Source organism: Limihaloglobus sulfuriphilus (assembly GCF_001999965.1).
GTDB lineage: Bacteria > Planctomycetota > Phycisphaerae > Sedimentisphaerales > Sedimentisphaeraceae > Limihaloglobus > Limihaloglobus sulfuriphilus.
On record NZ_CP019646.1, the window covers coordinates 1,330,129 to 1,352,935 of the forward strand.

Below are 22,807 nucleotides of genomic sequence, written 5' to 3' on the forward strand. Positions count from 1 at the left end.
TCCAAAGTGTGCGGCATTTTTTTACGGATAACATGCCCGGTAGAGCAAATTCACGAATTTGCTCCAGCCCGCCGCAAGCACATTTCTCAATCTTCAAGAACTTCGTCAACGGGAACGGCGTGCTTGTCCTGCTTACTTTCTTTTGGAGCAAAGGGAGGCAGATGCCGATACCAGAAGAAATACAGCCCGACGAGCGAACCGATAAAAATAACAAAGGTTATCATCAATTCACCCCATTTGAATGTCATCAGCTGCAAGGGAAGAAGCAGAAGCGTCATCAGCCAGACCAGGCCAAACGGTATTGCCGCCATATCATTCTTATGCTCTTTTTCGGTAGCTTTTCTTGTTTTTTCATCGAGACAGTTCTTGAATTTACCCCACAAGCCAAACGGCCTTGTCTTGACATAGAACCTCTCTAAGACGTGCATATCAGTAGGTTTTGTAAGATAAGTCCCCAGGATCGAAGCTGCGAAGGCCAGACTGAGGATTAAGCCAAACTGGTACCACTCAAGCATTTGCGGGTAAAATAGCCGCTGAAGTATAGCCGCGAGCATTCCCACAAATAAACCTATTGCAAACCCGGCTCCGTTGAACCGCCACCAATAGAGCCTCAAGAATTGCGGCACAGCAAGCCCGCCTACTAATCCGGCGGTTATCCAGCTCCAGATATCATTGATATTGGCTGCATAAAAGGCCACTACAAAACTAACCACGCACAGCAGCAAGCCAAATGCCCAGCTAACGTAAATCAGTTCGGCGTTTTTGGCTTTCGGTTTTATATAACCCTGATAGATATCTCTTGTGAAAAAGGTCGCTGTGTTGTTGATTACTGTATTTATGGTTGACATTGAAGCCGCCATCAACGCAACCATAATCAAACCTCTAACACCCAGGGGTATCATGTCTTTTAGTACGGCAGGCAGAATCCGCTCAGGAAAAACAGTCCCTTCATAACTGACCATGTTTATCTTATTCTGCCAATTTTCGCCCAGCAGTAAATGCAGTTTTTCAGGAAGCGATCCAAAATTTTGAGGATTATTGGTAATCTCGGCGATTTTCTCGTGCCATAGATTTGGGTTCAAGGCCTCGCCGCTGCTGATAAAGTGCTGATTAACCAGTTCGGCGGCATCCTTAAGGACAAGCTGGCTCGGGAACGTCTCATGAACCAGTATGATACCAAGAATCGCAAAACCCATCATCAGGGGCCATCTCATAACCATCGTCCAGCCTGACATGAAACCCAGCATACCGCATTCACGCTCTCCCGCGGCACCGAAATACCGGTTGTCAACTCCCATTCCCATACCCTGATAGACTGTTTTGAACATGAAATAAAGAACAACCAGAGTCAGAAAGTTGTAATGTTCGTAGCCGCTGGGCATATCTACTTTCCAGCTCGGCAGTGTAGCAGACCAGTTGGGATTTCCTGTTACCTGCTCTGCGATGCTGCCAATATCCAGCCCCATCGACATCTTCATAGCAAATATTAAAATGAAAAGCGAGCCTAACAGCACACAGAAACCCTGGAAAACGTCGGTAACCACAACTCCGTAAAAACCTGATTGAATCGTATAAATACATGTTACCACGAGCATTATCAAAGCGCAGGTACTCGGCTTGAACGGCATGAACATGGAGAAAAACAGACCAACTCCCTTGATTGCGTATGCCAGAGTACCGATTCCGAAAACCATTGCGGCAAACACCTGCGCGAGCCTGGCAAAATTGCCCCAGAAACCGGTGCCAAAACGAAACTTCATCCACTCGGCACATGTCATAAGGCCTGACCTGCGGTGCCATTTACCGATATAAATAAACATAAACACCAGAATAAGCCCTGCTCCGGCTCTGATTTCAAAGAACAGTGCAGACGGCCCCAATAGAAAAAGAAAAGATGTAATCAGCATCGTACCCGTCAAGTCCAGCCAGGCTGCCATTCCGGATATTCCAAGGCTCCACCAAGGCAGTTTTCGCCCGCCCAGAAAATAATCATCCATGCTCGCTGAAGCCATTTTGCGGAAATAAAAACCTACTGCCACCAAAACAGCGAAATATCCTATAATAACTGCATAATCAATAATGTTGAGCTGATTCAATTTTACCTCGTGAATAACATATTACAGGGGTTTAGAACATTAGACTTACCTATCGTGGCTACATTTTATATAAGCACTCCAGAGTTTCAAGCAGGTTTTTTACAAACTATCATCAATACGAACATCATCGAACTTAATCGCATTCGACATCTGCCCTATCCAGGCTATCTATCATAGAGACTTTTCGTAGAGACGATTTATCTTGACAAAACACTATAAGTGCATAGCATAATTGCTTTAATATTAGCAAATTAAATATAAGCAGCAAAGGTCAGAGCTATGCATATAAACAGAAGTGTTGCCGCAGAAACAGTAGTCGTAATTCTTGCCGCCGGCCAGGGCACCCGCATGGGACGGAGTGACCTTGCGAAGGTCTGCTTCGAAATTGACGGAATTCCCGCAATCAACAGAACTATCGCAACATTCAAAAAGCACGGTTTTGCCGGCTTTCTGCTGGTTGTCGGCTCACGGGCAGAGCAGGTCATGGAAACCGTATCGTCCAAACACCCTGAAGTCGGCTATATATTTCAGTCACCTCAGCTGGGAACCGGACACGCGGCCAAAATCGCTTCTGAAACGCTTCAGAACATGCGATATTCCGGCAATATCATAATAACAATGGGTGATAAATTTCTTGATGACGGGGCTGTAGATTCACTGCTGGAGGGTTTTATCAAACAGCAGGCCCACGCTTCTATATTCGCTATCCCCAAGACAAAGCAGACCCAGGGCTCCGGCGGCCGCATATTCATTGATGAATCCGGCCAGGCGGCTGACATAATCGAAAAACCGGATCTGCAGAAACAGGCCGTCGTTGACGAAATTCGCTCCATACTCAAAACCAAAGATAAACTAAAATCGTCTCTGATAACCAAAATTGCAGAAAAACATATCTCCAGCCCAAAAAAACGTGCCAGCGCAGTTGGCGAACTAATCGAAATCTGCAAGCAACATAGCGGCGAAATAGACAAGAAACAGCTCATGGAACTGCTTGACTGCGATAAATACAATATCACGGTAAACGGCAGCAGGTACACATCCTCGCAAATCGAGAAAAAGTGCAAGTTTGTAAATGCCAGTTTGTATATGTTTAAGGCAGAAGCCTTTTATCAGGGCGTTTCTCTGATAAACAATGATAACGCTCAAAAAGAGTACTATCTTACTGATATTGTCAAGAGCATTAACGGGATCAAAGATTCTGCCGGCAAATCAAAATACTCTGTCAAGACCATTTCAGCGCGTAATCCCGACCTTATACAGGGCTTCAATTCGCCCGATGAACTGCTCAGGATTCAGGATTATGTCCGCAGAATCAAAGATTCGGCCAAAACTGCCGTGTATGACATGTCGCCGCAACTGCCCGGGAACAAGTATTGCACTGTAGATAAATGGATAGAGAAGATTAAAAACGAAAAGCCCTCTGTTAAGCGTTGGCTTAAAGACACCTATGGCGACCACGCCCCCCTGCACAAGCGAAAATGCAGCACGCTGCTTAAAACCCTTAGCTGCTACGGAAAGCGATTCGGTTTTGACCAGAAAGTCTGTATTGTGCGTGCTCCGGGCAGGGCAAACATCATGGGCCGCCACGTTGACCATAGAGGCGGCTTCAACAATTATCTGGCAATCGACAGGGAAACTATCATGGTCGCAGGGCCCCGTGATGACAGCAATGTAGAAGCGGTTAATGTCGAGCCCGTTTTTTTTAAAAACGTTAAGTTCAACGTCAATGATATAATTGGCCGTTTCGCGTGGTCTGACTGGATAAACTTCGTTGACAGCGAATGGGTACGCAGTATGCTGCTTAGCAAAGCCGGTGACTGGGGCAATTATATACGGGCATCTATGGTGCGGCTCCAGCATAAGTTCAATGACATAAAAGTAAACGGCATGAATCTGGCGGTTTATGGTGATGTTCCTATCGCGGCGGGACTTAGCAGCAGCTCCAGCATCGTTGTTGCCACACTTCAGGCCGCGATTGCCCTGAACAATTTTGAGCTTACCAGCAGTCAGTTTATCGACATGTGCGGCGAGGGTGAATGGTTTGTCGGCTCAAGAGGAGGCTCCGGCGACCACGCGGCAATCAGAATGGGCAAACGCGGCAAAATCGCCCATGTAGGCCACTTCCCATTCCGTGTTGAAGAAATTGTCGATGCACCTGAAGATTACCAGGTCATGATAGCAAACAGCTACATAAAAGCCGCCAAAAGCCACGGCGCAAAAGACATGTTCAATGCCAAAATCACAAGCTACAACCTCGGGTTTGAGCTGCTCAGACAGAGATGCCCGGAGTTTCTGCATATCGCCGAATACCTCCGCGATATAGAGCCTGTAAAACTGGGCTGTAAAACAAGCGACATTTACAGGATGTTTCTCAAGATTCCCCAGCAGGCCACACGCGCAGAACTTCGTGAAATGCTCTCGAGCGACTGCCGCGAGATGATCGAGAAAAACTTCTCCTCCCATAAGGATCCCGGCACGTATCACCTTAGAGGAGTGCTGCTTTTCGGCATCGCAGAAATCGCCCGCAGCCGGCTTACCCTCGAACTGCTCAAGTGCAAAGACACCACCCAGATCGGCAGGATAATGAAAATCAGCCACGACGGAGACCGCGTAAGCAGAGACGACGGAACCGGTAAATACATAAAAGTCGATGACGGTTGTACAGACGCTTACTTCAACCAGCTTATAAACGACCTTCACAGCGAAGACCCGGAAAAGGTCACCAACGCCCAGCTGTACATGCAGCCCGGATACTATGCCTGCAGCACCCCTGAGATAGACAGGATGGTCGATATAGCCGGCAGCGTCGCCGGTGTCGCCGGAGCTCAGTTAGCAGGAGCGGGCCTTGGCGGATGCATAATGATACTGGCAAAGAAAAAAGCTGCCGCAACAGTGAAGAAGGCACTTACGAAAGATTATTACGAACCCAAAGGCCTAAAACCCGCCGTACTCGACTGCATAACAGTTGAAGGCGCAGGACTGGTAAGTTTGTAATTATTTTCGGACATTTACTGATTCCTGAATAACCTTTAGGCGGATATATCCGTCACGGTATCTTCGGTCTGCTACCCGGCGGTGAATTCCGATCAACATCGGGACTCGCTCTGACTATTGAGAAGATTATATCTGATCCATTTTGATGATTTACGCCCTTTTATGAATTTCTCACGAAGCATGACTGATAAACGGGTTGAATGCTCTTGCGGCCTGACGAAATTCACGGGACGTTTTCAGGAGTGTATTCTCCCTTACCCTCAACTGGAACATTTTGTTCACCGACATAGAACCTGACATCAGGATTCCCTAACATGTAAACCCAATACATGGCATTTCCCGATATAAACATAAAAACATTGCAAGACTATTCTTACACTGCCAAGCTCCTCGAGTAGGACTCGAACCTACAACCTAGCGGTTAACAGCCGCTCGCTCTACCAATTGAGCTATCGAGGAATATTCCTGTCTCTGTGAGTCAAGACGGGGTATTTTCTAATTTTTACGATATTTGTCAACAGTTTATACAAATATTTTCTAAAAAGAGGTGCAAAATTTTTAAAATTTTATTCTTTTTCAGGCTTTTTGGCGGTAAGAACCGCCCTCACCGGTGCAGGCCGGCCCTCTACGGTCTTTGTTATGTCCCTTGGATCAAGGCACTTATCAAGCGATTCGAACCGCATCCAGTCAGTACTTCTCTGCTCGTCAGTGGTTGTCCGGCAGATATCAACCAGCTTAATATCGCTGAAACCGCAGTCCGTAAGCCAATCAGAGAGCAAATCAACCGTCGGGATATTCCAGACGTTCCGCATACGGGCATAGCGGCCTTTGGGAACAAGGCAGTCTCTTCCCGCGGCTTGAAGGACTAACGTTTCCAGCACCAGCTCACCGCGGGAGCTAAGCAGACGCCGCAGATGCCTGATATGTTCTTTCGGCTCACGCCTGTGATACAGAACACCCATCGAAAAAACAGTATCGAAGCTCTCCATCGAATCAGGCATATCCTCAAGCCTGAACGGAAGAACTGTGGCGGCATCTGTTTTAATATATCTGTTCAGGGCCTGAAACTGCATAACAAAGAGCAGAAACGGGTCGATCCCGACAACCGCCGCGGCACCCTCGCCGAGCATTCGCAGGCAGTGATACCCGCTGCCGCAGCCGACATCAAGAACCCGCCGTCCTTTCAGGGGAGAGATACTTTCGCAAAGCCTCTGCCACTTCCAGTCCGACCTCCACTCCGTGTCAACATACACTCCGAAAACATCAAACGGGCCCTTTCTCCAGGGATGCAGCCGCATGAGCTTTTCTCTCAACTCTTTCCGGGCAGATTCATCGCAATCACCCGCAGCTCCGATACGAACCGCCGCGGCAGTCAAATCAATCACAGAGGGGCTGATTTGGGGCAGTGCATCTATCGCGGCCTGCCATGCTTCTAGGTCGCCGTGAACAAATACTTCGCGAACCTGCGGCAGTTTAGACTCGGCGAAATCAGCAAACTCGGCAAGTCCGTTCGACCGGCAATGCTCAAGAAAAGGCGAATAGTCTATGGGAATATTATTCATATTGATAAGTGTAGCGATGAGGTAAATTCGGTCAAGTCCCCTGCCGGTGTTTTAATCCTTAAAAGCCGCCAATGAAGCGAAATTAAAACACTGAAACCACAGCCAGGATCGGCTGAAACCTGCATCTTTGAGACGGCTGTAATGCGTCTCAAGTGTATCGGGTATCAGAACGTTTTCCAGGGCCTTGCGTTTCTGGCTCACTTCAAGGCTGCTGTAGCCGTTTAACCGCTTAAACTCGTGATACATATCGATTTGAAAATTATTCTGCTGCCGGTCATCAAATTTTATCTTTTCAGAGAGAATCAGAAGTCCTCCGGGGACAAGTCCTTCATATATCCGCTGAATAAGCTCTTTGCGTCTGTCCGGCGAGAAAAACTGGAGCGTATAATTCATTGCAACAATTGAGGCATTTTCAATGCATATATCCGCAATGTCAGCTTGTATAACATCAACCGCAGCTTCATTCACGTCCGAATTAACATGCTTGCGGCACTGCTCTATCATTGAATGTGAATTATCAACGGCGATTATCTTTACGCCGGGCTTTTTGATGCCCTGCCGCATGGCAAGTGTCGTAGCACCCAGCGAGCAGCCCAGGTCATAACAATTGGTATTTTCCGAGGCGTAATGTTCCGCGAACACCTTGGCCATGCCGATAACGGTGGCATAGCCAGGCACCGACCGGCGGATCATATCATCAAAAACTGATGCCACCGCGTCATCGAATTTAAAACCGCATACCTTTTCGCGGTATTGTGCATAAACTTTGTCGATTTTTTCCATATCGCTCATTCGCTCGCTGTTAGACAATTATTTCCATTAGAGATCAATCATCGCCTTTATAACCCCGTCCTCGTAATTATCAACCATGTCGAAGCCTTTCTTCGAATCGGCAAAATCAAACCGATGTGTTACCATAAAATCTGCACTGACTTTGCCCGAATGAATCATATCCAGTGTTTCCTGCACACATTCGTTCTGCCTGCGTACGTTCTGAATACATATCTCCTTGCGGCGGATTTTGCTGATATCGAACGAAATCCGATCAACTTCCGGTATCCCAACAAACATCAGTTTACCGCCGGGTTTGAGCAGCTCTACCGCCTGGTCAATAGCTTCCTGCTCTCCGCAGCACTCAAACACACAATCAAGCAGCAGCGGCTCTGCCTGGGATATTTCCTTTACAATATTTTGAGAGTCAGGGTTGCCCGCCCAGTCGGCTCCGTTTTGGAGTGCCGTATCCACTCTGGCATCAATTTTGTCAGTCATATAGATTTTGCCCGCTTCCATGTATTTAGCTGCGAGAAGAACGCTCAAACCGATAGGCCCTGCGCCAAGAATAGCGGCGGTTTTGCACTTGATATCTATAGACTGTTTGACCGCGTAAAAACCGATAGAGAGCGGCTCAGAAACGGCAGCCTGATCAAGAGTCATATCATCTGGTATCTTATAGCAGCACTCCTGCGGCATTACAATGTATTCGCTCAGGCAGCCCTCAATCTGGCCGGGACAGCCGAGGAATTTGAGATTGCGGCAGGTATGGCTGCGATGCGAGAGGCACTGATCGCACTTACCGCAGGAGACAGCCGGCTCAACAGCTATTCTGTCGCCGGGCTTTACCGACGTCACAGCAGGCCCGACAGCTTCGACGACCCCAGCGCTTTCGTGGCCGACGGTGTAGGGATATTCGCATACCTGATCGCCTATTCTGCCGGTAGTGTAGTAATGAACATCACTGCCGCAGATTCCAACGACCTTCATGCGTATAAGCACGTCTGTGTCATCAACGATTTGCGGGTCTGGAGTCTCAAGCATCTCCATCTGACGTATTCCGGTAAGCCGCATTGCTTTCATTGTATTACCTCATGCACAGCCTCGCCTTTGCAGGCAAAACCTGATTGTTAATCATATTAGACAGGATTTACAAGATTTACATGATAGAATAATTGAATAAAATCTTGTTAATCCTGTAAATCATGTCCGCTAATTCCTAATTCTTAATTCACAAACTATCAAATATTTTGCCCGGATTCAAAATAAAATTCGGGTCAAGAGACTTTTTTATACTTTTAAGTATATTTAGATATTCATCAGAAACGAACATCGGCATATAATTTTTACGTTTATGCCCTATGCCGTGCTCTCCTGATATACTTCCGCCAAGCTCGCTGGTCAGTTTGTACAGCCGTTCTAAAATTTCAGGCAGTACCTGGTGCCATTTTTCGTCGCTCCATTTCGGATCGGAGACAATCCTGGCGTGAAGGTTGCCGTCGCCGGCATGGCCGAAACACGGTATCATAACGCCGAAATTTTGTGCAAGCTGAGAAAGTTTCTCTACCATCTGAGCCATTGCCGCCGGCGGAACGACAATATCCTCACCGCTTTGGCGGCGGCTGATAACGTTGTATGCCTCGCCGATATTACGCCGTACTTTCCAGATACGCTCTGAAGTTGTAACATTATCCGCCACATACACTTCAATCGCCCCATTTTCCATGCACATTTCACCAAGCGTCTCATACTCACTCTCAACATTTTCCCTGGAAGCCCCGTCAACAGTGATAATCACCATTGCACCGGAATCCTGGTATGGAATGCTCTCGTTGAGATATTCACACGCCTCGCGGCAGGCGGTTCTGTCCATAAATTCAATGCCGGTAGGAATTATGCCCGTGCCGGTAATAATCCTGGGGACAATGTTTATCGCTTCCTGAGAGCTTTTGAACAGACAAAGCAGATCAACCTGATATCTGGGCAGAGGAATGAGTTTAAGGACAATCTTGGAAAAAATTCCAAGCGTGCCTTCAGAACCGGTCATAAGCTGTATCATGTTATAGCCGGTAACATCCTTGATCAGTTTGCCTCCAAACCAAACAATATCGCCGTTTGGCATAACCGTCTCAAGCCCCAGCACATATCGGCCGGTAACGCCGTATTTGACGGCCTTGCCGCCGCCGGCGTTTTCAGCTACATTGCCGCCGATATAGCATGTTTCCATGCTCATTGGATAGCCGGCATAAAACAGCCCGTGAGGTTTTAGAAACTCGTTGATATCATTGGCAACCACTCCGGGCTCAACGGTCAGCATCATGTTTTCTTTGTCGAGCTCAAGTATTTCGTTCATACGGTCGCAGTGAAGAACTATACCGCCGTGAATCGGGACTGCACCGCCAGAGAGGCCTGAACCTGCGCCGCGAGGTGTTACAGGAAATCTGAATTCATTGGCAAGTTTCATAATACGTGATATCTCGTCTGCTGTCCGCGGCCTTACAACAGCCTCTGGCATAGCGGCGTATTTCTTTTCGGGTATCTCGTCATGGGAATAGGGCTCAAGCCGCTCAGGGTCATTGTATATAACGAAGTTCTCGCCGACAATTTCTGACAAACTTGCCGCGATTTCGGGTGTTATTCTGTTGTATCTCATATCAGTCAACTACACCTCCACTGCGTATTTGCTGTGTTAAAGCAGGAACAACTTCAAACAAATCTCCGACAATCCCGAAATCCGCGATTTTAAAAATCTGCGCTTCAGGATCGCTGTTTATAGCGATAATGGTCTCTGCGGTCTGCATTCCGGCAAGGTGCTGGATTGCGCCGCTGACACCGATTCCTATATACAGTTTCGGGCTTATGGTGATTCCGCTTAGGCCAATCTGGTGAGGGTATGAAAGCCAGCCGCGGTCAACAACATCCCGTGTCGCGCCGACAGCCGCGTCAAGGGCATCTGCTAATTCGTAAATCATAGGGAGGTTATCAGCTTTTTTTATGCCGCGTCCAACAACGACCACCCTGTCAGAATCCGCCAGTGAAACCTGATCGCCGCTTGACTCAAAACCGAGATACTCAACGCCTGTTGTAAACCATTGATCTTCGGGCAGGATATCTTCAATCAGCATTTTGGATTTTTGGGCCGGCTGTGCGGGCTTTGTTGAATGTGGACGGACAGTTGCCATCTGGGGCCGATGCGCCGGCGTTTTGATGGTAGCCATTATGTTGCCCCCGATTGCCGGCCTGGTCTGGTGAAGCCCGCCGCTCTCGGGGTCGATTGCCAGGCCTGTACAATCGGCTGTCAGGCCGGTATTAGCCTTTATCGCGGCATACGGCATCAGTGTTCTGCCGGTAGATGTCGCGCCGGCTATGATGACCTCGGGCCTGTATTTGCTTATTACAACATCCATAACCCTTGCGTAAGGCTCAACATTGAAATCTTTCAGCCGTTCATCTCTGCATACCGCCGCCAAATCCAATCCGCATCTGCCGAGCCGGTGAAGCTCATCATCTGTTATATCTCCGCCAAAAAGCATCGCGCAAAGCCGGCAACCCCTCTGATCCGCCAGTTCTCTGCCGCGGGTTATCAGCTCAAACGATATCCGCTCAAGCCTGCCCTCTTTCTGCTGGGCCAGTATCCATATATCTTTATATTCAAGCAGTTTATCCATCTTAGGCAGTCTCCCTGAGCTTTTCCGCCAAAGCCTTAACAGCCGCCGCAGTTTTGGTTTCGCTGCGGGGTTTCTCGATCCTGCATTGCCGCGAGACTTTGGGGCGGTCAATCTTGACAACACGCGTCGGCGAGCCCTTGAGTCCGACAGATTCAGGTTTTATACCCAAATATTCGGCAGTCCAGGTTGGAATATCGAGATTTTTAGCGCGTTTTTTGCCCCGAAGTGTCGGCAGTCCGGGCTCTGCGATTTCTTTAACGACCGTCAGAACACACGGCATACTACATGACAAACTCTCGTAGCCGTCTTCTATTAGCCGCCGGACAGTGCAGCTGCCTTCGTTGATGGAGACCTTGCTAAGATAGGTCAAAACCGGAATATCCAGCCACGCGGCGATCCCCGGGCCCACCTGGCCGGTGTCGCCGTCAACCGCCCTCTCGCCGCAAATAATTATGGTATAAGAACCTATACGTTTTACCGCCTCTGACAGAACATAGCTGGTCGCCCAGGTATCAGAGCCGGCAAAGCATTTATCGCTGAGCAGTACAGCCTCATCGATACCCATCGAAACCGCTTCCCGCAGTGCATCCGCGGCTTTTGCCGGCCCCATAGACAACGCTATAGTCTTTGCGCCGCAAGAACCGGCAAGCCGGATCGCCGTTTCTATCGCATACAAATCCAGCGGATTGACAATCGCTTCTACACCTTCGCGTATAACTGTGCCTGTCTTCTCGTCCATGCGGACATTGCGAATGTCGGGAACCTGTTTTATTGGTACAATTATATTCATCAATTATCTTTGTTGTTTAAATTAGAAACGAATATCAATAGTCTTGATTTCTTTAAAACGAGCTTTTAAAGTTCAAACAGAACGCTCTTGAAAAAATTATACACATTTTCCGGTTGATTTCATTGACTGTTTTCTTTTTTTTGCAGACTTGCCTGCGATTTACAGAAAAGTTATCCTCAATTTGGCAAAAAGACAAAGAAAGTGCTTCCCTGGCCGACCTTGCTTTCAACCCACATCTTTCCTTTATGTGCCAGGACAATTTTCTGTGCTATTGCCAGACCAAGGCCGGTGCTTTTTTCACCAGAGGTGTTTTTAACACTGGCTTTTTTAAAAGCCTCGAATATGCAGCCCAATTCTTCCTGGGGGATACCTTGGCCCTGGTCGCTAACTGAAAAGACAATTCCGTCATTGGTCTCTTCAAGAGATATCGTTATTGTTGTTTCAGAATACGAAAATTTTAAGGCATTGGTAATTAGATTGATCAATACCTGCTGTATTTTTTGTGAGTCAAAAGATATATTCTTTACAGATTCCGGCAGATTAACCTTTAGAGTAATATTCTTTTTATCAGCTCCCAGTTTGCTTAATGAGGCAACATACTCAATAAATTCAGCAGGATTTACATCTTCCATCTTCAGCTGCATTTTCCCGGATTCTATTACTGAAAAATCGAGTAAATCATTGAGCAGCCTGAGCATAAAATCACACTGAGAGCCTATAGTGTTGAGTTTATAAATAAAATCCGAATCAAGTGATTTTTTCGCGGCATCCTTCAACAGCAATTCACTGAATATGCGAATCGCACCTATAGGATTTCTGAGGTCGTGTGCAGCCATACCAAGAAAACTGTTTTTTAAGTCGTTTAACTTTTTCAGCTGGGCGTTTGATTTATTAAGCTGCCTGCTTACATTAGCTAATTCACGATTTGTTTCAATCAGACATTTTTCAAAATTCCTGCTATCCTGCAAATCTATTTCACCAAAAACTGCAATGCTATTACTGATTTTATGAAAAGAAAAATACATAGAAACTGCGTTCGCTGAGCCAGATTTTAATGTAAGAAGATGTTTGCGGCCGCTGCTGAGATAGTCATCAAGTTTGATATCACTGGTAAAGATATCTGTGATATTCATATCTGTTATACTGCGGCTGACAATTTCCTGAGCTGCTATGTTTGATTCAATTATATTGCCGGATTCATCGCAAATAACTAAGAAATTTGCTGTTGACTCCGTTATAAGTTTACAAAGATGGTCTTTTATTGTAGAGCTGTTTATTATGGAATGGCTCATGAGCTTATGAATCCTTCATGATCCGGATTCAACCATGTTTGAAAATACGGGAATGTTAACGATCAGATAGTTGTAAAATGGCACAATCTCGTCATAGGCCTTGTTTGAAAGCAGACTTTCCATAGCGGCAAGCCAGGCATTGAGCTGAGCAGGCCAATAGGTCTGGTGGAAGTTATGAGAACGATATGCTCTGAAAACCCACAACACAGTCTCTACCAGAACCTGAGGGTCATAAAATTTGAACATAGACTCCATGAAAAGAGCGTGGTTTTTGTGGTTATCCTGCATCATTGCTTTATTGCCTTCTCCAATAAGTCTTATTAAGTCCGGTCTGGAAATAAGAATACGGTCAACCTCCGAAACAAGTTTAGCCCGTTTTTGAGCATACTCATTAGCCGCCTGCTCAGAGGGTTGTCTAAGCTGTTTTGCAGATTCAAGAAGGTCTGATTTACTCATTTTGATCTCCTCTTTAGGATAGTAATTATTTTAGAGCCGCGGCCGATTGAGCTATCGTCTTTTTTATATTTAATACTCTTTGGTCACTGTTTCGAGAGTAATAATTGAGTCGATAATATTCACCTGCGGATGCCCCGAAAGTTTCTCTTTGCCTCCCCATGAAAAAGCCTGGCCTCCAACAACAATTTCCTGATTTGGAAAAGACGCGGAAACTACCTCAATCGTTTCTATTAAATACGGAATACTGAAGTACAAACTTACGGACAACCCAAGTAAATCTGGTTTTTTCTCTTCAATCATACAGAGAAGGTCATGAGTAGGGGTATTAGCACCCAGAAAATAACTGTCCCAGCCGTTGAGTTCAAAAATATCGGCTGCCATTTTTGCTCCAAGCTGATGATATTCATTAGGCGTGCAGCATACAATAGCACTTCTGTCAATATGGTCGGCTGAAAAAATGATTGGATATACAAGATTCAGCAGCCCTTCGGTTACGGCAGTTGCCATATGCTCAACAGCAACAGATATCTGATTGTTCTGCCACAACTGCCCGACTTCATACATACTCCGTTGAAAGAGGCCCGTATATAATTCATACACGGGTGTTTCGTGCTCAATAAGTCTTTCGACAATTTCAGTGCAGCCTTTTTTATTTCCTGAAATCAGGTCAGAAAGATAACTATCATAAAGACTTGAAAGCATTTATGTTCCTTTAGCTTACTAAAAAATATCAGTAAATATTCAATCTAAACTGAAAATCTACTTTTTAGCAGGTGTCAGGACGACTATCATCCTGCGTCCTATAAGCTTAGGCTCCTTGTCAGGTTTTGCGATATCTGAGAGTGATTCAATAACAGATACCATAAGCTCCCTGCCCTGATCAACGTGCATCATCTCACGGCCGCGAAAACGCATGGTAAACTGTACCTTATGCCCTTTTTCAAGGAATTTACGGGCATGGCCAACCTTTACATTCTTGTCATTCTCACCGATTTCAGGCCCTAAACGCAGTTCCTTCTGTGTGGTTGAGTGATGACTTTTCTGATTCTGCTTGGCCTTGCGCTTTTGCTGATAAAGCCACTTTCCATAATCCATTATCCTGCACACTGGAGGTTCAACGTTTGGAGATACTTCGACCAGGTCCAGACCTGCATCTGAAGCCATAAACATTGCCTCTCTGATGTCAACAACACCTATCTGCTGGTTATCCTGGTCTATAAGGCGAACTTTTTTCGACCTTATGGCCCTGTTGACTCGTAATTCCTGCTTGCTAATAGTTTAACCTTTCAAAATTAACTGCTGGTGAAAGCGTAATTTCCGCTTTAACCAAATAACTTTTCTAATCGTTACCATTTAACGATTTAAATGCTGAAATCGGTTTCCAGCGACCTTGAATCTATTTTATCTCTAAGTATAGCGATAAATTGCGATACTGGAATAGTTTTATTTTCTTTTACGCCGCGTATCCGGACATTGACCGCATTTTCCTGGGCCTCTTTGGGGCCGACAACAAGCATATAAGGCGGCTTTTCAGCGTGGCCTTTGGCGATTTTAATCCCGATTTTATCAGGCGACTTGTCAACAGAAGAACGAATTCCGGCATCTTTAAGCTGTTGGCGTATCTTGTCAGCGTAATCAGCCGTTTTATCGCTTATCGGCAGAATTCGAACATGTTCAGGTGCCAGCCATGGAGGCATTGAGCCGGCGTAATGCTCAATCAGGATACCCATAAACCGCTCAAGTGAGCCGAGTATCGCCCTGTGGAGCATGACGGGCGTCTTCTCGGTATTGTCCGAATCTGTGTACTCCAGCTCGAACCGCTGCGGCATGGAGAAGTCAAGCTGTATAGTTCCCAGCTGCCAGCTCCTGCCAATGCAGTCTTCAATATGAAAATCAATCTTGGGGCCGTAGAATGCGCCGTCGCCCTCGTTGACTTTGAAATCTATCTGCTTATGCTCAAGAGCGGATCTAAGGGCGTTAGTAGATTTTTCCCATATCTCATCTGAGCCGATATGTTTTTCGGGTTTTGTCGAGAGTTCAACGTGAAAATCTTCAAACCCAAATGCCTTGTAAATTGCGTAAATCATATCGATTATGCTTATTACTTCGCTCTCTATCTGAGAGGGAGTACAGAAAACATGGGCATCATCCTGGGTAAACTGGCGAACACGCACAAGCCCGTGCAGAGCTCCGCTGGCCTCGAAACGGTGCACAAGCCCCAGCTCAGCCATGCGGATTGGGAATTCACGGTAAGAGTGCTTATTACTCTTGTAAACCAGACAGCAGCCCGGGCAGTTCATCGGCTTGATGGCGTAATCAACATCGTCAACGCTGGTAAAGTACATATTTTCCTGATAGTTATCCCAGTGCCCGCTGCGGTGCCAGAGCTGCTCATTCAGCATTATCGGGGTCTTTATTTCCGCATAGTCATACTCATCGTGAAGCTCTTTCCAGAAATCGATCACGGCATTCCATATTACCATGCCCTTGGGATGCAGAAAAGCAAATCCCGGCCCTTCTTCGTGAAAACTGAAAAGATCAAGCTGTTTGCCAAGCACCCTGTGGTCGCGTTTTTTGGCCTCTTCTATCCTTGTAAGATATTCGTTGAGGGCTTTTTTGTCAGGCCATGTTGTGCCGTAAACACGCTGAAGCACTTTTTGTGTCGAATCGCCGTGCCAGTACGCTCCGGCAACACTCATCACCTTAAACGTCCCAATACGTGAGGTTGAGGGCACGTGCGGGCCGCGGCAGAGATCCTCAAAACCGAAGCCGTGCGAATAGAAACTCATAACATCGCCATCCGCCCTATTGATGTTGTCAGTTTTGTACCTGTCGCCGACGACATGCGCCAGCGCTTCATCACGGGTCATCTCAACTCGTTTGTACGGCAGGTCAGCCTTTGCGATTTCTGCCATTCTCGCTTCGATTTTCTCAAAATCCTCCGGAGTAATCGGCGTATCAAGGTCAATATCATAATAGAAACCATCACGGACGGCAGGCCCGTAAACTAATTTAGCATCAGGCCATAGGTCGCATATAGCCTCCGCCATGACATGCGCGCAGCTGTGACGCATAAGCTCGAGGCCCGCTTCGTCACGGGCTGTGACAACGTTCATCTGGCAGTCGCCGCTTATGGGCGTACTCAAATCAACCATCTTTCCATCGATGTATGCCGCCAGCGCCGCCTTGGCCAGCCCGGGGCCGATCTGTTTAACAGCATCAAGGACTGTTGCCCCGTCTGCCACTTCGAGTATTTTACCGTCTGGTAACTTTACATTTGCCATTATTGAGTTTCTTTCCTGTGGAAGTCAGCCTTTTGAGCTGACAAACTTAAATAGAACAGTCATAAGGACTGTATTATCTTTAACTTAAAACCTGCCCTAAACATATTATAACCGGACAGTCTAAACATTATTTTAGGTTAAAATATATCCGCAACAGGGTTATTTGTCAAGTAACTCTAATATTTCACGGGGTTTATCTACCAAAAAATCCGGCTCAAGTTCTGCCAGCTCTGCCCTGGGGCGAAATCCCCAGCTTACAGCTACAGACTTTACACCGGCGTTTCGGGCTGTCTGGATATCAACTTCGCTGTCTCCGGCATACAACACTTCGCTGGCAGATAAGCCTCGCATTTCCATAATCTTATGCAGCATCTCAGGGTCAGGTTTGAGCTCTCTGCCATCTACGGCACCATAGACCGGATAGAATTCCCAACTGCTGAAGTAATGTTTCATAATATCCCGAGAGACATCTTCAACTTTATTCGTCAGAACAGAAAGAAAAACATTCCTGCCGGTCAACTCATTCAGCAATTCTGTTATGCCGTCATAAATTTGAGTAACGTTTTTGTAATTCTCCGCATAATGAGCCCGCATGACTGCCAGTACAGCCTCTACCTGTTCAATCCGGCTGCTTTTGGCCGCCTCGCTGCAAAGCCGCCTGACACCATTGCCGACAATCTCACGTGTACGCTCTACGGTAATACCATCGAAGCCGTTGGTGATGAGCGCATGGTTGAGCGACACCGTCAAGTCGCCAATCGTATCAACAAGCGTACCGTCAAGGTCGAATATTATTCCGCGGATCGCCATACCTGATTAGTGCTTGAAATGGCGTTTGCCGGTGAATACCATTGCGATTCCCAGCTCATCTGCTTTAGCGATGACCTCATCATCTTTCTTTGAGCCGCCCGGCTGCACGATACAAGCAATGCCTGCTTTGGCTGCGTTTTCGATATTGTCCGGGAACGGGAAGAAAGCGTCAGAACCCATCGCGGATCCCTTGGCCTTTTCGCCGGCCATCTTAAAGGCGATAAGTCCGGATTCCACACGGTTCATCTGGCCGGCACCCACACCGACAAGTTTTGAGCCGCTTACAAGGGTTATCGTATTACTTTTGACATGCTTAGCGGTTATCCATGCCAGTTCAAGGTCTATAAGCTGCTGCTCGGTCGGTTTGAGCTTTGTCGGATACGTAAGATTCTCCGGCTCCCAGCCCGCCAGGTCGCGTTTCTGGAGCAGCATACCGCCGACAATACAGCGGACATCATACTCAGAAGTGTCGATTGAATCACGAGATATGGGGCCTGTTTCCATGAGCCGGACTCTCTCGCCCCAGCCTTTAAGGGTACGAATAATCTCAAGTGCCTCTTTATCGTATTCGGGAGCTATGATAACCTCGGCGAAGAAACCGCTGGCACCATTGGCCTTGCCGAATCTGGCGTAGGATTCCATAATGATAGTGGCAAGCTCCGCGTCAACCTTGCGGTTCAGAGCGATAATGCCGCCAAAGGCACTGACAACATCGCCGAGGTAAGCCTTTTCATAGGCAACCTTTATGTCATCATCAACCGCACAGCCGCATGGATTGAGGTGTTTTACAACAACCGCGGCGGGGCGTGTGAACTCCTTTACCAGCTCAAATGCCGCGTTTACGTCGAGAAGGTTGTTGAAGCTGATATCCGTGGTGCTGCCGGGCAGGACTCTGGCATTTCCCACACTGACTTCATCTTTCTTTGCCAAACGGTAAAACGCACCGGATTGATGCGGATTTTCGCCGTATCGAAGCTCGGCAGCTTTGGTCATAGCCAGAGAAACACGATCAGGGAACTCATTGCTCTGTTTAGAGTTAAGGTATTTGCTTATTGCCGCGTCATAGTTTGCCGTCAGGCTGAATGCAGCCGCGGCGAATTTTGCCCGAAGCTGGGTAGTTGTGCAGCCGTCGTTGGCCTGCATCTCGGAGAGAACCTCTTCGTAATGAGCCGGATCTGTAACAACGGTTACAAATTTGTTGTTTTTCGCGGCAGAGCGAACCATGCTCGGCCCGCCGATATCAATATTTTCAATAGCGTCCGCGAACGTGCAATCAGATTTGGCGATTGTCTGCTCAAACGGATAAAGATTGACGCATACCAGATCAATAGGCGTTATATCATGCTGCTCCATGGCATCGGTATGCTCTTTGTTATCCCGCAGGCCCAGCAGACCGCCGTGAATCTTGGGGTGCAGCGTCTTTACGCGGCCGTTCATCATTTCAGGAAAGCCCGTAACAGAATCGATGCTGATAACATCTAAACCGGCTTCGCTGAGGCATTTAGCTGTTCCGCCGGTGCTGATTATCTCAACACCGAAACCGGCCAGTTTTTTGGCAAACTCGGCAACGCCTGTTTTATCTGATACACTTATAAGGGCTCTCTTGATCTTGACATTCATTTTTTAAATTCCTCTCTTTTAAAGGCTAACTATTTATTCTTAATATTATTGCTTGTCACGACGGAATGTCGCGATTTGTCGCGATACTATGTCGCGATTTGTCGCAATACCCTGTAAGTTTCTATTCGTTAATAACATAATAAACATCCCTTGCCGCACCATTTTGGCTGACAAGGCCAATTTCTTCCAGTTTCTTCAGGTCTCTCTGAAGTGTCCGCCTGCTTGTACCCGGGCAGACATTCTCATAATCACTGATCCGCATTGTCTCGAGCTCTAACATCCAGGCGAGGGCCTTTACCTGGCGGTCGTTTAGTCCATGTTCACGAGCAATTACATCGGCCTTTATAACCGCTCTGCCGCGAGACTTTACTTCATCCAGCTGGGTTGCCAGGCCGACAACGAAATAATCCAGCCAGCATGTCATATCCATAGAATTTCTACGGACATCCTGCAAAGCCTTGTAAAAATCCATCCGGTTTCGGTCATAATATTCGCTTATTGTAAAGAGCCGCTTAAAATCATAGCCGCTGCGGTACAGACACAGAGTGGAAAGCAGACGAGACGTCCTGCCGTTGCCGTCCACAAACGGGTGTATATGCACAAGCTGAAACTGTACTATGCCGGCAACAAGCACAGGGTGAATATCCGTATCTTTAGCGAGCCAACTAACCAGTTCGGCCATCATCACCGGCACTTCTGCCGGCGGCGGCGGCGTATATATCACCTCTTTTGTGCGTGAGTTAACCACATAATTCTGTGTTTTGCGGTACCGGCCCGGCATACCCTGACCGCCGCGAACACCCTCAACAAGCCGTTTGTGAATCTCTCGAATCAGCGTTTCAGTAATTTCTGATCCGCCGCCTAAGTGTCCTGCGACAAGTTCAAAGGCGTTTCGGTAGTTCAAAAGCTCCCGGACATCATCTTCGTTTGTTCCTTCAGGCCGTTCACCACGCCACACCTTCTCGGCCTGTTCGAGGGTAAGCTCTGTGCCCTCGATATGGGTAGTATAATGTGCCTCAAGCAGCAGCGCACGCCGGCTCATATTCTCAACCCATCGCCGCGAAAGATTAGCCGCGTCTAAAAACCCTCTCGCACGCTCGATTCGAGTCAGAGCGTTTGTAATTCGGTTGGTTATACTGAATTTGGGTTTCATTAAAGCTCTGGTTTTCAATAACGGTTTCGCAAATAACAACACTGAGCTCAATCATCAGAGAAAAAGCGGCCGGTTTCTTTGAACCTCTGCAAGCTCTTAGCAAGTTTCAGGGCTGTGGCCTCGCGCTGTTTTCTGATCATCGCATTTTTAAATTTTGCTTGAGCAATTATGCGGCATTCTTGTACCATTTCATCGTAAAGATTATTCTTACCGCATCCACGGCACTCGAGCAATTCGCCGGATTCGGGCTGATAGCCTTCCGGTATATTAAAATCGTCACAGCCGCAATACAGACAGTGAAGACGGCTATTTACTTTATACAGTCCTATTTTTAATCACCTGTTCTTAAGTCTGACTATTTCAGTTCATCCACGCAGCAGATGTTACCCTTATAGTCGTAAACATAACTCATTGAATCTGCTTGATTAAATACACCACCGGCGGGATTCGCAACCTTGACACTCTTGACAATCTCGCCATTTGAGGATTTAACCACTACAAGCGAATCATCGGTGAGCAGTGTCATTGTATCGCGGTACATGGAAACAAGCTGTCTGCAGCCGTCACAGTGCCACAAAACTTCACCGGTTTCATCGCTGATTGCATATACGCCTTTAGACAGTGTCTCAACCATTACCATGCCGTCAACAATTCTGACCTTTTTGTCTATCGTTGTTCCCAGGACAGCCTTCCAGGTTGTAACCCCATTTGAAGAATTTATCTTGTATATCATGCCGTCTTCGCCCGCGACATACACGGAATTTTCTGAGACTATTATATCACCGGGTATGCCGTTCAAAAGCTGATTGGCCCAGTACTTTACAGGCTCAAACCTGGATATTCCGTAAACATTGGCATCATTACTGACAATGTAAGCCCTGTTTGCATCGACAGCAAATGACTGAATCCCCGACTGGTCATCGGGAACAACTGAAAAGACCTGCATATTATCATCTAAATCATAGCAGCGCAGACGTTTATCTGTCAGGGCAGCGTACAAATACCCTTGTTTGATTACCAGATTGGCGACCGGCGGGTTATCCATACGGAATTGCGGCTGAGCTTTATATTCTTTGGGATCAACTATTACAATCTGTGAACCGACAGAGAAATACAGCCTGGAATCATAAATCACAGGCGGGCTAACAGGCAATCCAGGTTCAGAAAGGGTTTTAACAAATTTCAGCTCGCCGGTTATCCGATCCAGACAGAATATGAGATTTTTGCTGGTTACCGCAAACAAGTCACCTTCATATGTAAAGCTCTGTGCAATTTTCTCGCCCGCTTTGAGGGGTATGGCTGACTGCCACTGGAACGACATCATATTGTCGTTAAGCTCAAAGGGTGATATAATTTCATCTGCTGTTTTTTCATTCTCAGCAGCAGGTTCCGCTTTTTTCTTTTCGGCGCAGCCGCTGATTACAATTGCAGTAATAATAAAGAATAATGATTTTTTTATCATATTATTTAGCCTCTATAAATTTAAATTATTCCTGTAAAAATCATGCCTTAAAGCAATATATTTTATAACCTCATCTTTGAGAAGAACTTATTTGATTATTTAAACCCTTCTACGCCCTTTACGGTATATTTTTCGATAGCCTTTTCAAGGTCAACACCGTTGATATTGGCTAAGGTGCACAGCCAGGCGAAAACATCGGCGAATTCTTCGTGCTTGTTATCAATATCGTCGCCGTGCAGGGCCGTTGCCAGCTCGCCAACCTCCTCGATAAACCACATAAAGGTCCCCGACGTGCCGCGTTCATTGTCACGCTGACCGTATTTCTCTAATATCCAATTCTGAAAATCCCTGATTCGCATATATTATATACCTCAATAATAAACAAAAATTCGATTATATAAAAACACTCACAAGAGGCAATAAAATTCACATTCAACCTGCAAAAAGACGTGTGAGATTTTATTATGGTTAAATTATTTGTCTTATCACCCTCCGCAGAAGTATGGTTTGAGCTGCTATTCTTTGCAGCAGAACCCAATTTATCTTCAGGCGGCAGCAATGTTGTAAAGATACCCGCCAAATTGTGCTCTGCGAGATGCAAATACATGCTTGGTAGAGATTTAAAGTGCGGGCAACGGCCGGGACCTTTTGTCAAACCCCCGCAGGTGTCTGCTTCGCATACACGGGTGTTCGAATCCCCTTTTGCATCATGAACTTATACAACGCGCATAAAAAAAACCGGCAGTTAAACCGGCTTTAAGCGGATGAGGAGGGATTCGAACCCCCGGTACGTTTCCGTACAACGGTTTTCAAGACCGCCACCTTAAACCGCTCGGTCACTCATCCGTG

18 protein-coding genes and 2 tRNA genes are annotated in these 22,807 nt (G+C 46.8%); 1 reads left to right on the forward strand and 19 read right to left on the reverse strand.

The features are described 5' to 3' along the window. Positions 1-86: 86 nt before the first annotated feature. Positions 87-2,096, reverse strand: a complete 2,010-nt coding sequence (locus tag SMSP2_RS05070; protein ID WP_222566408.1) for a sodium:solute symporter family transporter — start codon at positions 2,094-2,096, stop codon at positions 87-89. A gap of 279 nt (positions 2,097-2,375) precedes the next feature. Here SMSP2_RS05070 and SMSP2_RS05075 point away from each other — a divergent pair, with 279 nt between their 5' ends. After that, complete coding sequence (locus tag SMSP2_RS05075; protein WP_146682918.1) at positions 2,376-5,090, forward strand: GHMP family kinase ATP-binding protein; 2,715 nt, start codon at positions 2,376-2,378, stop codon at positions 5,088-5,090. Between the two features lie 386 nt (positions 5,091-5,476). Here SMSP2_RS05075 and SMSP2_RS05080 read toward each other — a convergent pair. From SMSP2_RS05080 to SMSP2_RS05165, 18 genes are all read right to left on the reverse strand, one after another. Next, positions 5,477-5,549, reverse strand: a tRNA-Asn gene (locus SMSP2_RS05080). A gap of 107 nt (positions 5,550-5,656) precedes the next feature. Then, on the reverse strand, positions 5,657-6,652 hold the full coding sequence (cmoB, locus tag SMSP2_RS05085; RefSeq protein WP_146682919.1) for a tRNA 5-methoxyuridine(34)/uridine 5-oxyacetic acid(34) synthase CmoB: 996 nt from the start codon (positions 6,650-6,652) through the stop codon (positions 5,657-5,659). 51 nt (positions 6,653-6,703) lie between these two features. Further along, positions 6,704-7,462: a carboxy-S-adenosyl-L-methionine synthase CmoA gene (gene cmoA, locus SMSP2_RS05090; protein WP_222566409.1), complete on the reverse strand. Its 759-nt coding sequence runs from the start codon at positions 7,460-7,462 to the stop codon at positions 6,704-6,706. A gap of 9 nt (positions 7,463-7,471) precedes the next feature. Next, positions 7,472-8,506 (reverse strand): zinc-dependent alcohol dehydrogenase, encoded by a 1,035-nt coding sequence (locus SMSP2_RS05095; protein ID WP_146682920.1) that lies wholly within the window; start codon positions 8,504-8,506, stop codon positions 7,472-7,474. Between the two features lie 148 nt (positions 8,507-8,654). After that, positions 8,655-10,076, reverse strand: a complete 1,422-nt coding sequence (locus SMSP2_RS05100) for an FAD-binding oxidoreductase (protein ID WP_146682921.1) — start codon at positions 10,074-10,076, stop codon at positions 8,655-8,657. 1 nt (position 10,077) lies between these two features. Further along, entirely contained in the window at positions 10,078-11,091 is a 1,014-nt protein-coding gene (locus SMSP2_RS05105; protein WP_186804879.1) for an electron transfer flavoprotein subunit alpha/FixB family protein, read from the reverse strand. A gap of 1 nt (position 11,092) precedes the next feature. Continuing rightward, positions 11,093-11,881, reverse strand: a complete 789-nt coding sequence (locus SMSP2_RS05110) for an electron transfer flavoprotein subunit beta/FixA family protein (RefSeq protein WP_146682922.1) — start codon at positions 11,879-11,881, stop codon at positions 11,093-11,095. Between the two features lie 176 nt (positions 11,882-12,057). Beyond that, the gene (locus SMSP2_RS05115; protein ID WP_146682923.1) at positions 12,058-13,173 is read right to left on the reverse strand and encodes a sensor histidine kinase; all 1,116 of its coding nucleotides are present in this window, start codon (positions 13,171-13,173) and stop codon (positions 12,058-12,060) included. A gap of 15 nt (positions 13,174-13,188) precedes the next feature. Further along, positions 13,189-13,629 (reverse strand): hypothetical protein, encoded by a 441-nt coding sequence (locus tag SMSP2_RS05120; RefSeq protein WP_146682924.1) that lies wholly within the window; start codon positions 13,627-13,629, stop codon positions 13,189-13,191. Between the two features lie 69 nt (positions 13,630-13,698). After that, positions 13,699-14,331 (reverse strand): cobalamin B12-binding domain-containing protein, encoded by a 633-nt coding sequence (locus SMSP2_RS05125; RefSeq protein WP_146682925.1) that lies wholly within the window; start codon positions 14,329-14,331, stop codon positions 13,699-13,701. 57 nt (positions 14,332-14,388) lie between these two features. Further along, positions 14,389-14,904 (reverse strand): translation initiation factor IF-3, encoded by a 516-nt coding sequence (gene infC, locus SMSP2_RS05130; protein ID WP_146682926.1) that lies wholly within the window; start codon positions 14,902-14,904, stop codon positions 14,389-14,391. A gap of 86 nt (positions 14,905-14,990) precedes the next feature. Next, positions 14,991-16,913, reverse strand: coding sequence for a threonine--tRNA ligase (gene thrS, locus SMSP2_RS05135; RefSeq protein ID WP_146682927.1), 1,923 nt, complete (start codon positions 16,911-16,913; stop codon positions 14,991-14,993). A gap of 159 nt (positions 16,914-17,072) precedes the next feature. Further along, positions 17,073-17,723 (reverse strand): HAD family hydrolase, encoded by a 651-nt coding sequence (locus SMSP2_RS05140; protein ID WP_146682928.1) that lies wholly within the window; start codon positions 17,721-17,723, stop codon positions 17,073-17,075. 6 nt (positions 17,724-17,729) lie between these two features. Then, the gene (purH, locus tag SMSP2_RS05145; RefSeq protein WP_146682929.1) at positions 17,730-19,343 is read right to left on the reverse strand and encodes a bifunctional phosphoribosylaminoimidazolecarboxamide formyltransferase/IMP cyclohydrolase; all 1,614 of its coding nucleotides are present in this window, start codon (positions 19,341-19,343) and stop codon (positions 17,730-17,732) included. Positions 19,344-19,464: 121 nt separating this feature from the next. After that, positions 19,465-20,496, reverse strand: coding sequence for a Fic family protein (locus tag SMSP2_RS05150; RefSeq protein ID WP_146682930.1), 1,032 nt, complete (start codon positions 20,494-20,496; stop codon positions 19,465-19,467). 355 nt (positions 20,497-20,851) lie between these two features. After that, positions 20,852-21,958, reverse strand: coding sequence for an outer membrane protein assembly factor BamB family protein (locus SMSP2_RS05155; protein WP_146682931.1), 1,107 nt, complete (start codon positions 21,956-21,958; stop codon positions 20,852-20,854). A 95-nt stretch (positions 21,959-22,053) separates the two neighbouring features. Beyond that, a complete protein-coding gene (locus SMSP2_RS05160) occupies positions 22,054-22,317 on the reverse strand; it encodes a MazG nucleotide pyrophosphohydrolase domain-containing protein (protein WP_146682932.1) in 264 nt (87 codons plus the stop codon). A gap of 402 nt (positions 22,318-22,719) precedes the next feature. After that, a tRNA-Ser gene (locus tag SMSP2_RS05165) sits at positions 22,720-22,804 on the reverse strand. Positions 22,805-22,807: the final 3 nt, after the last annotated feature.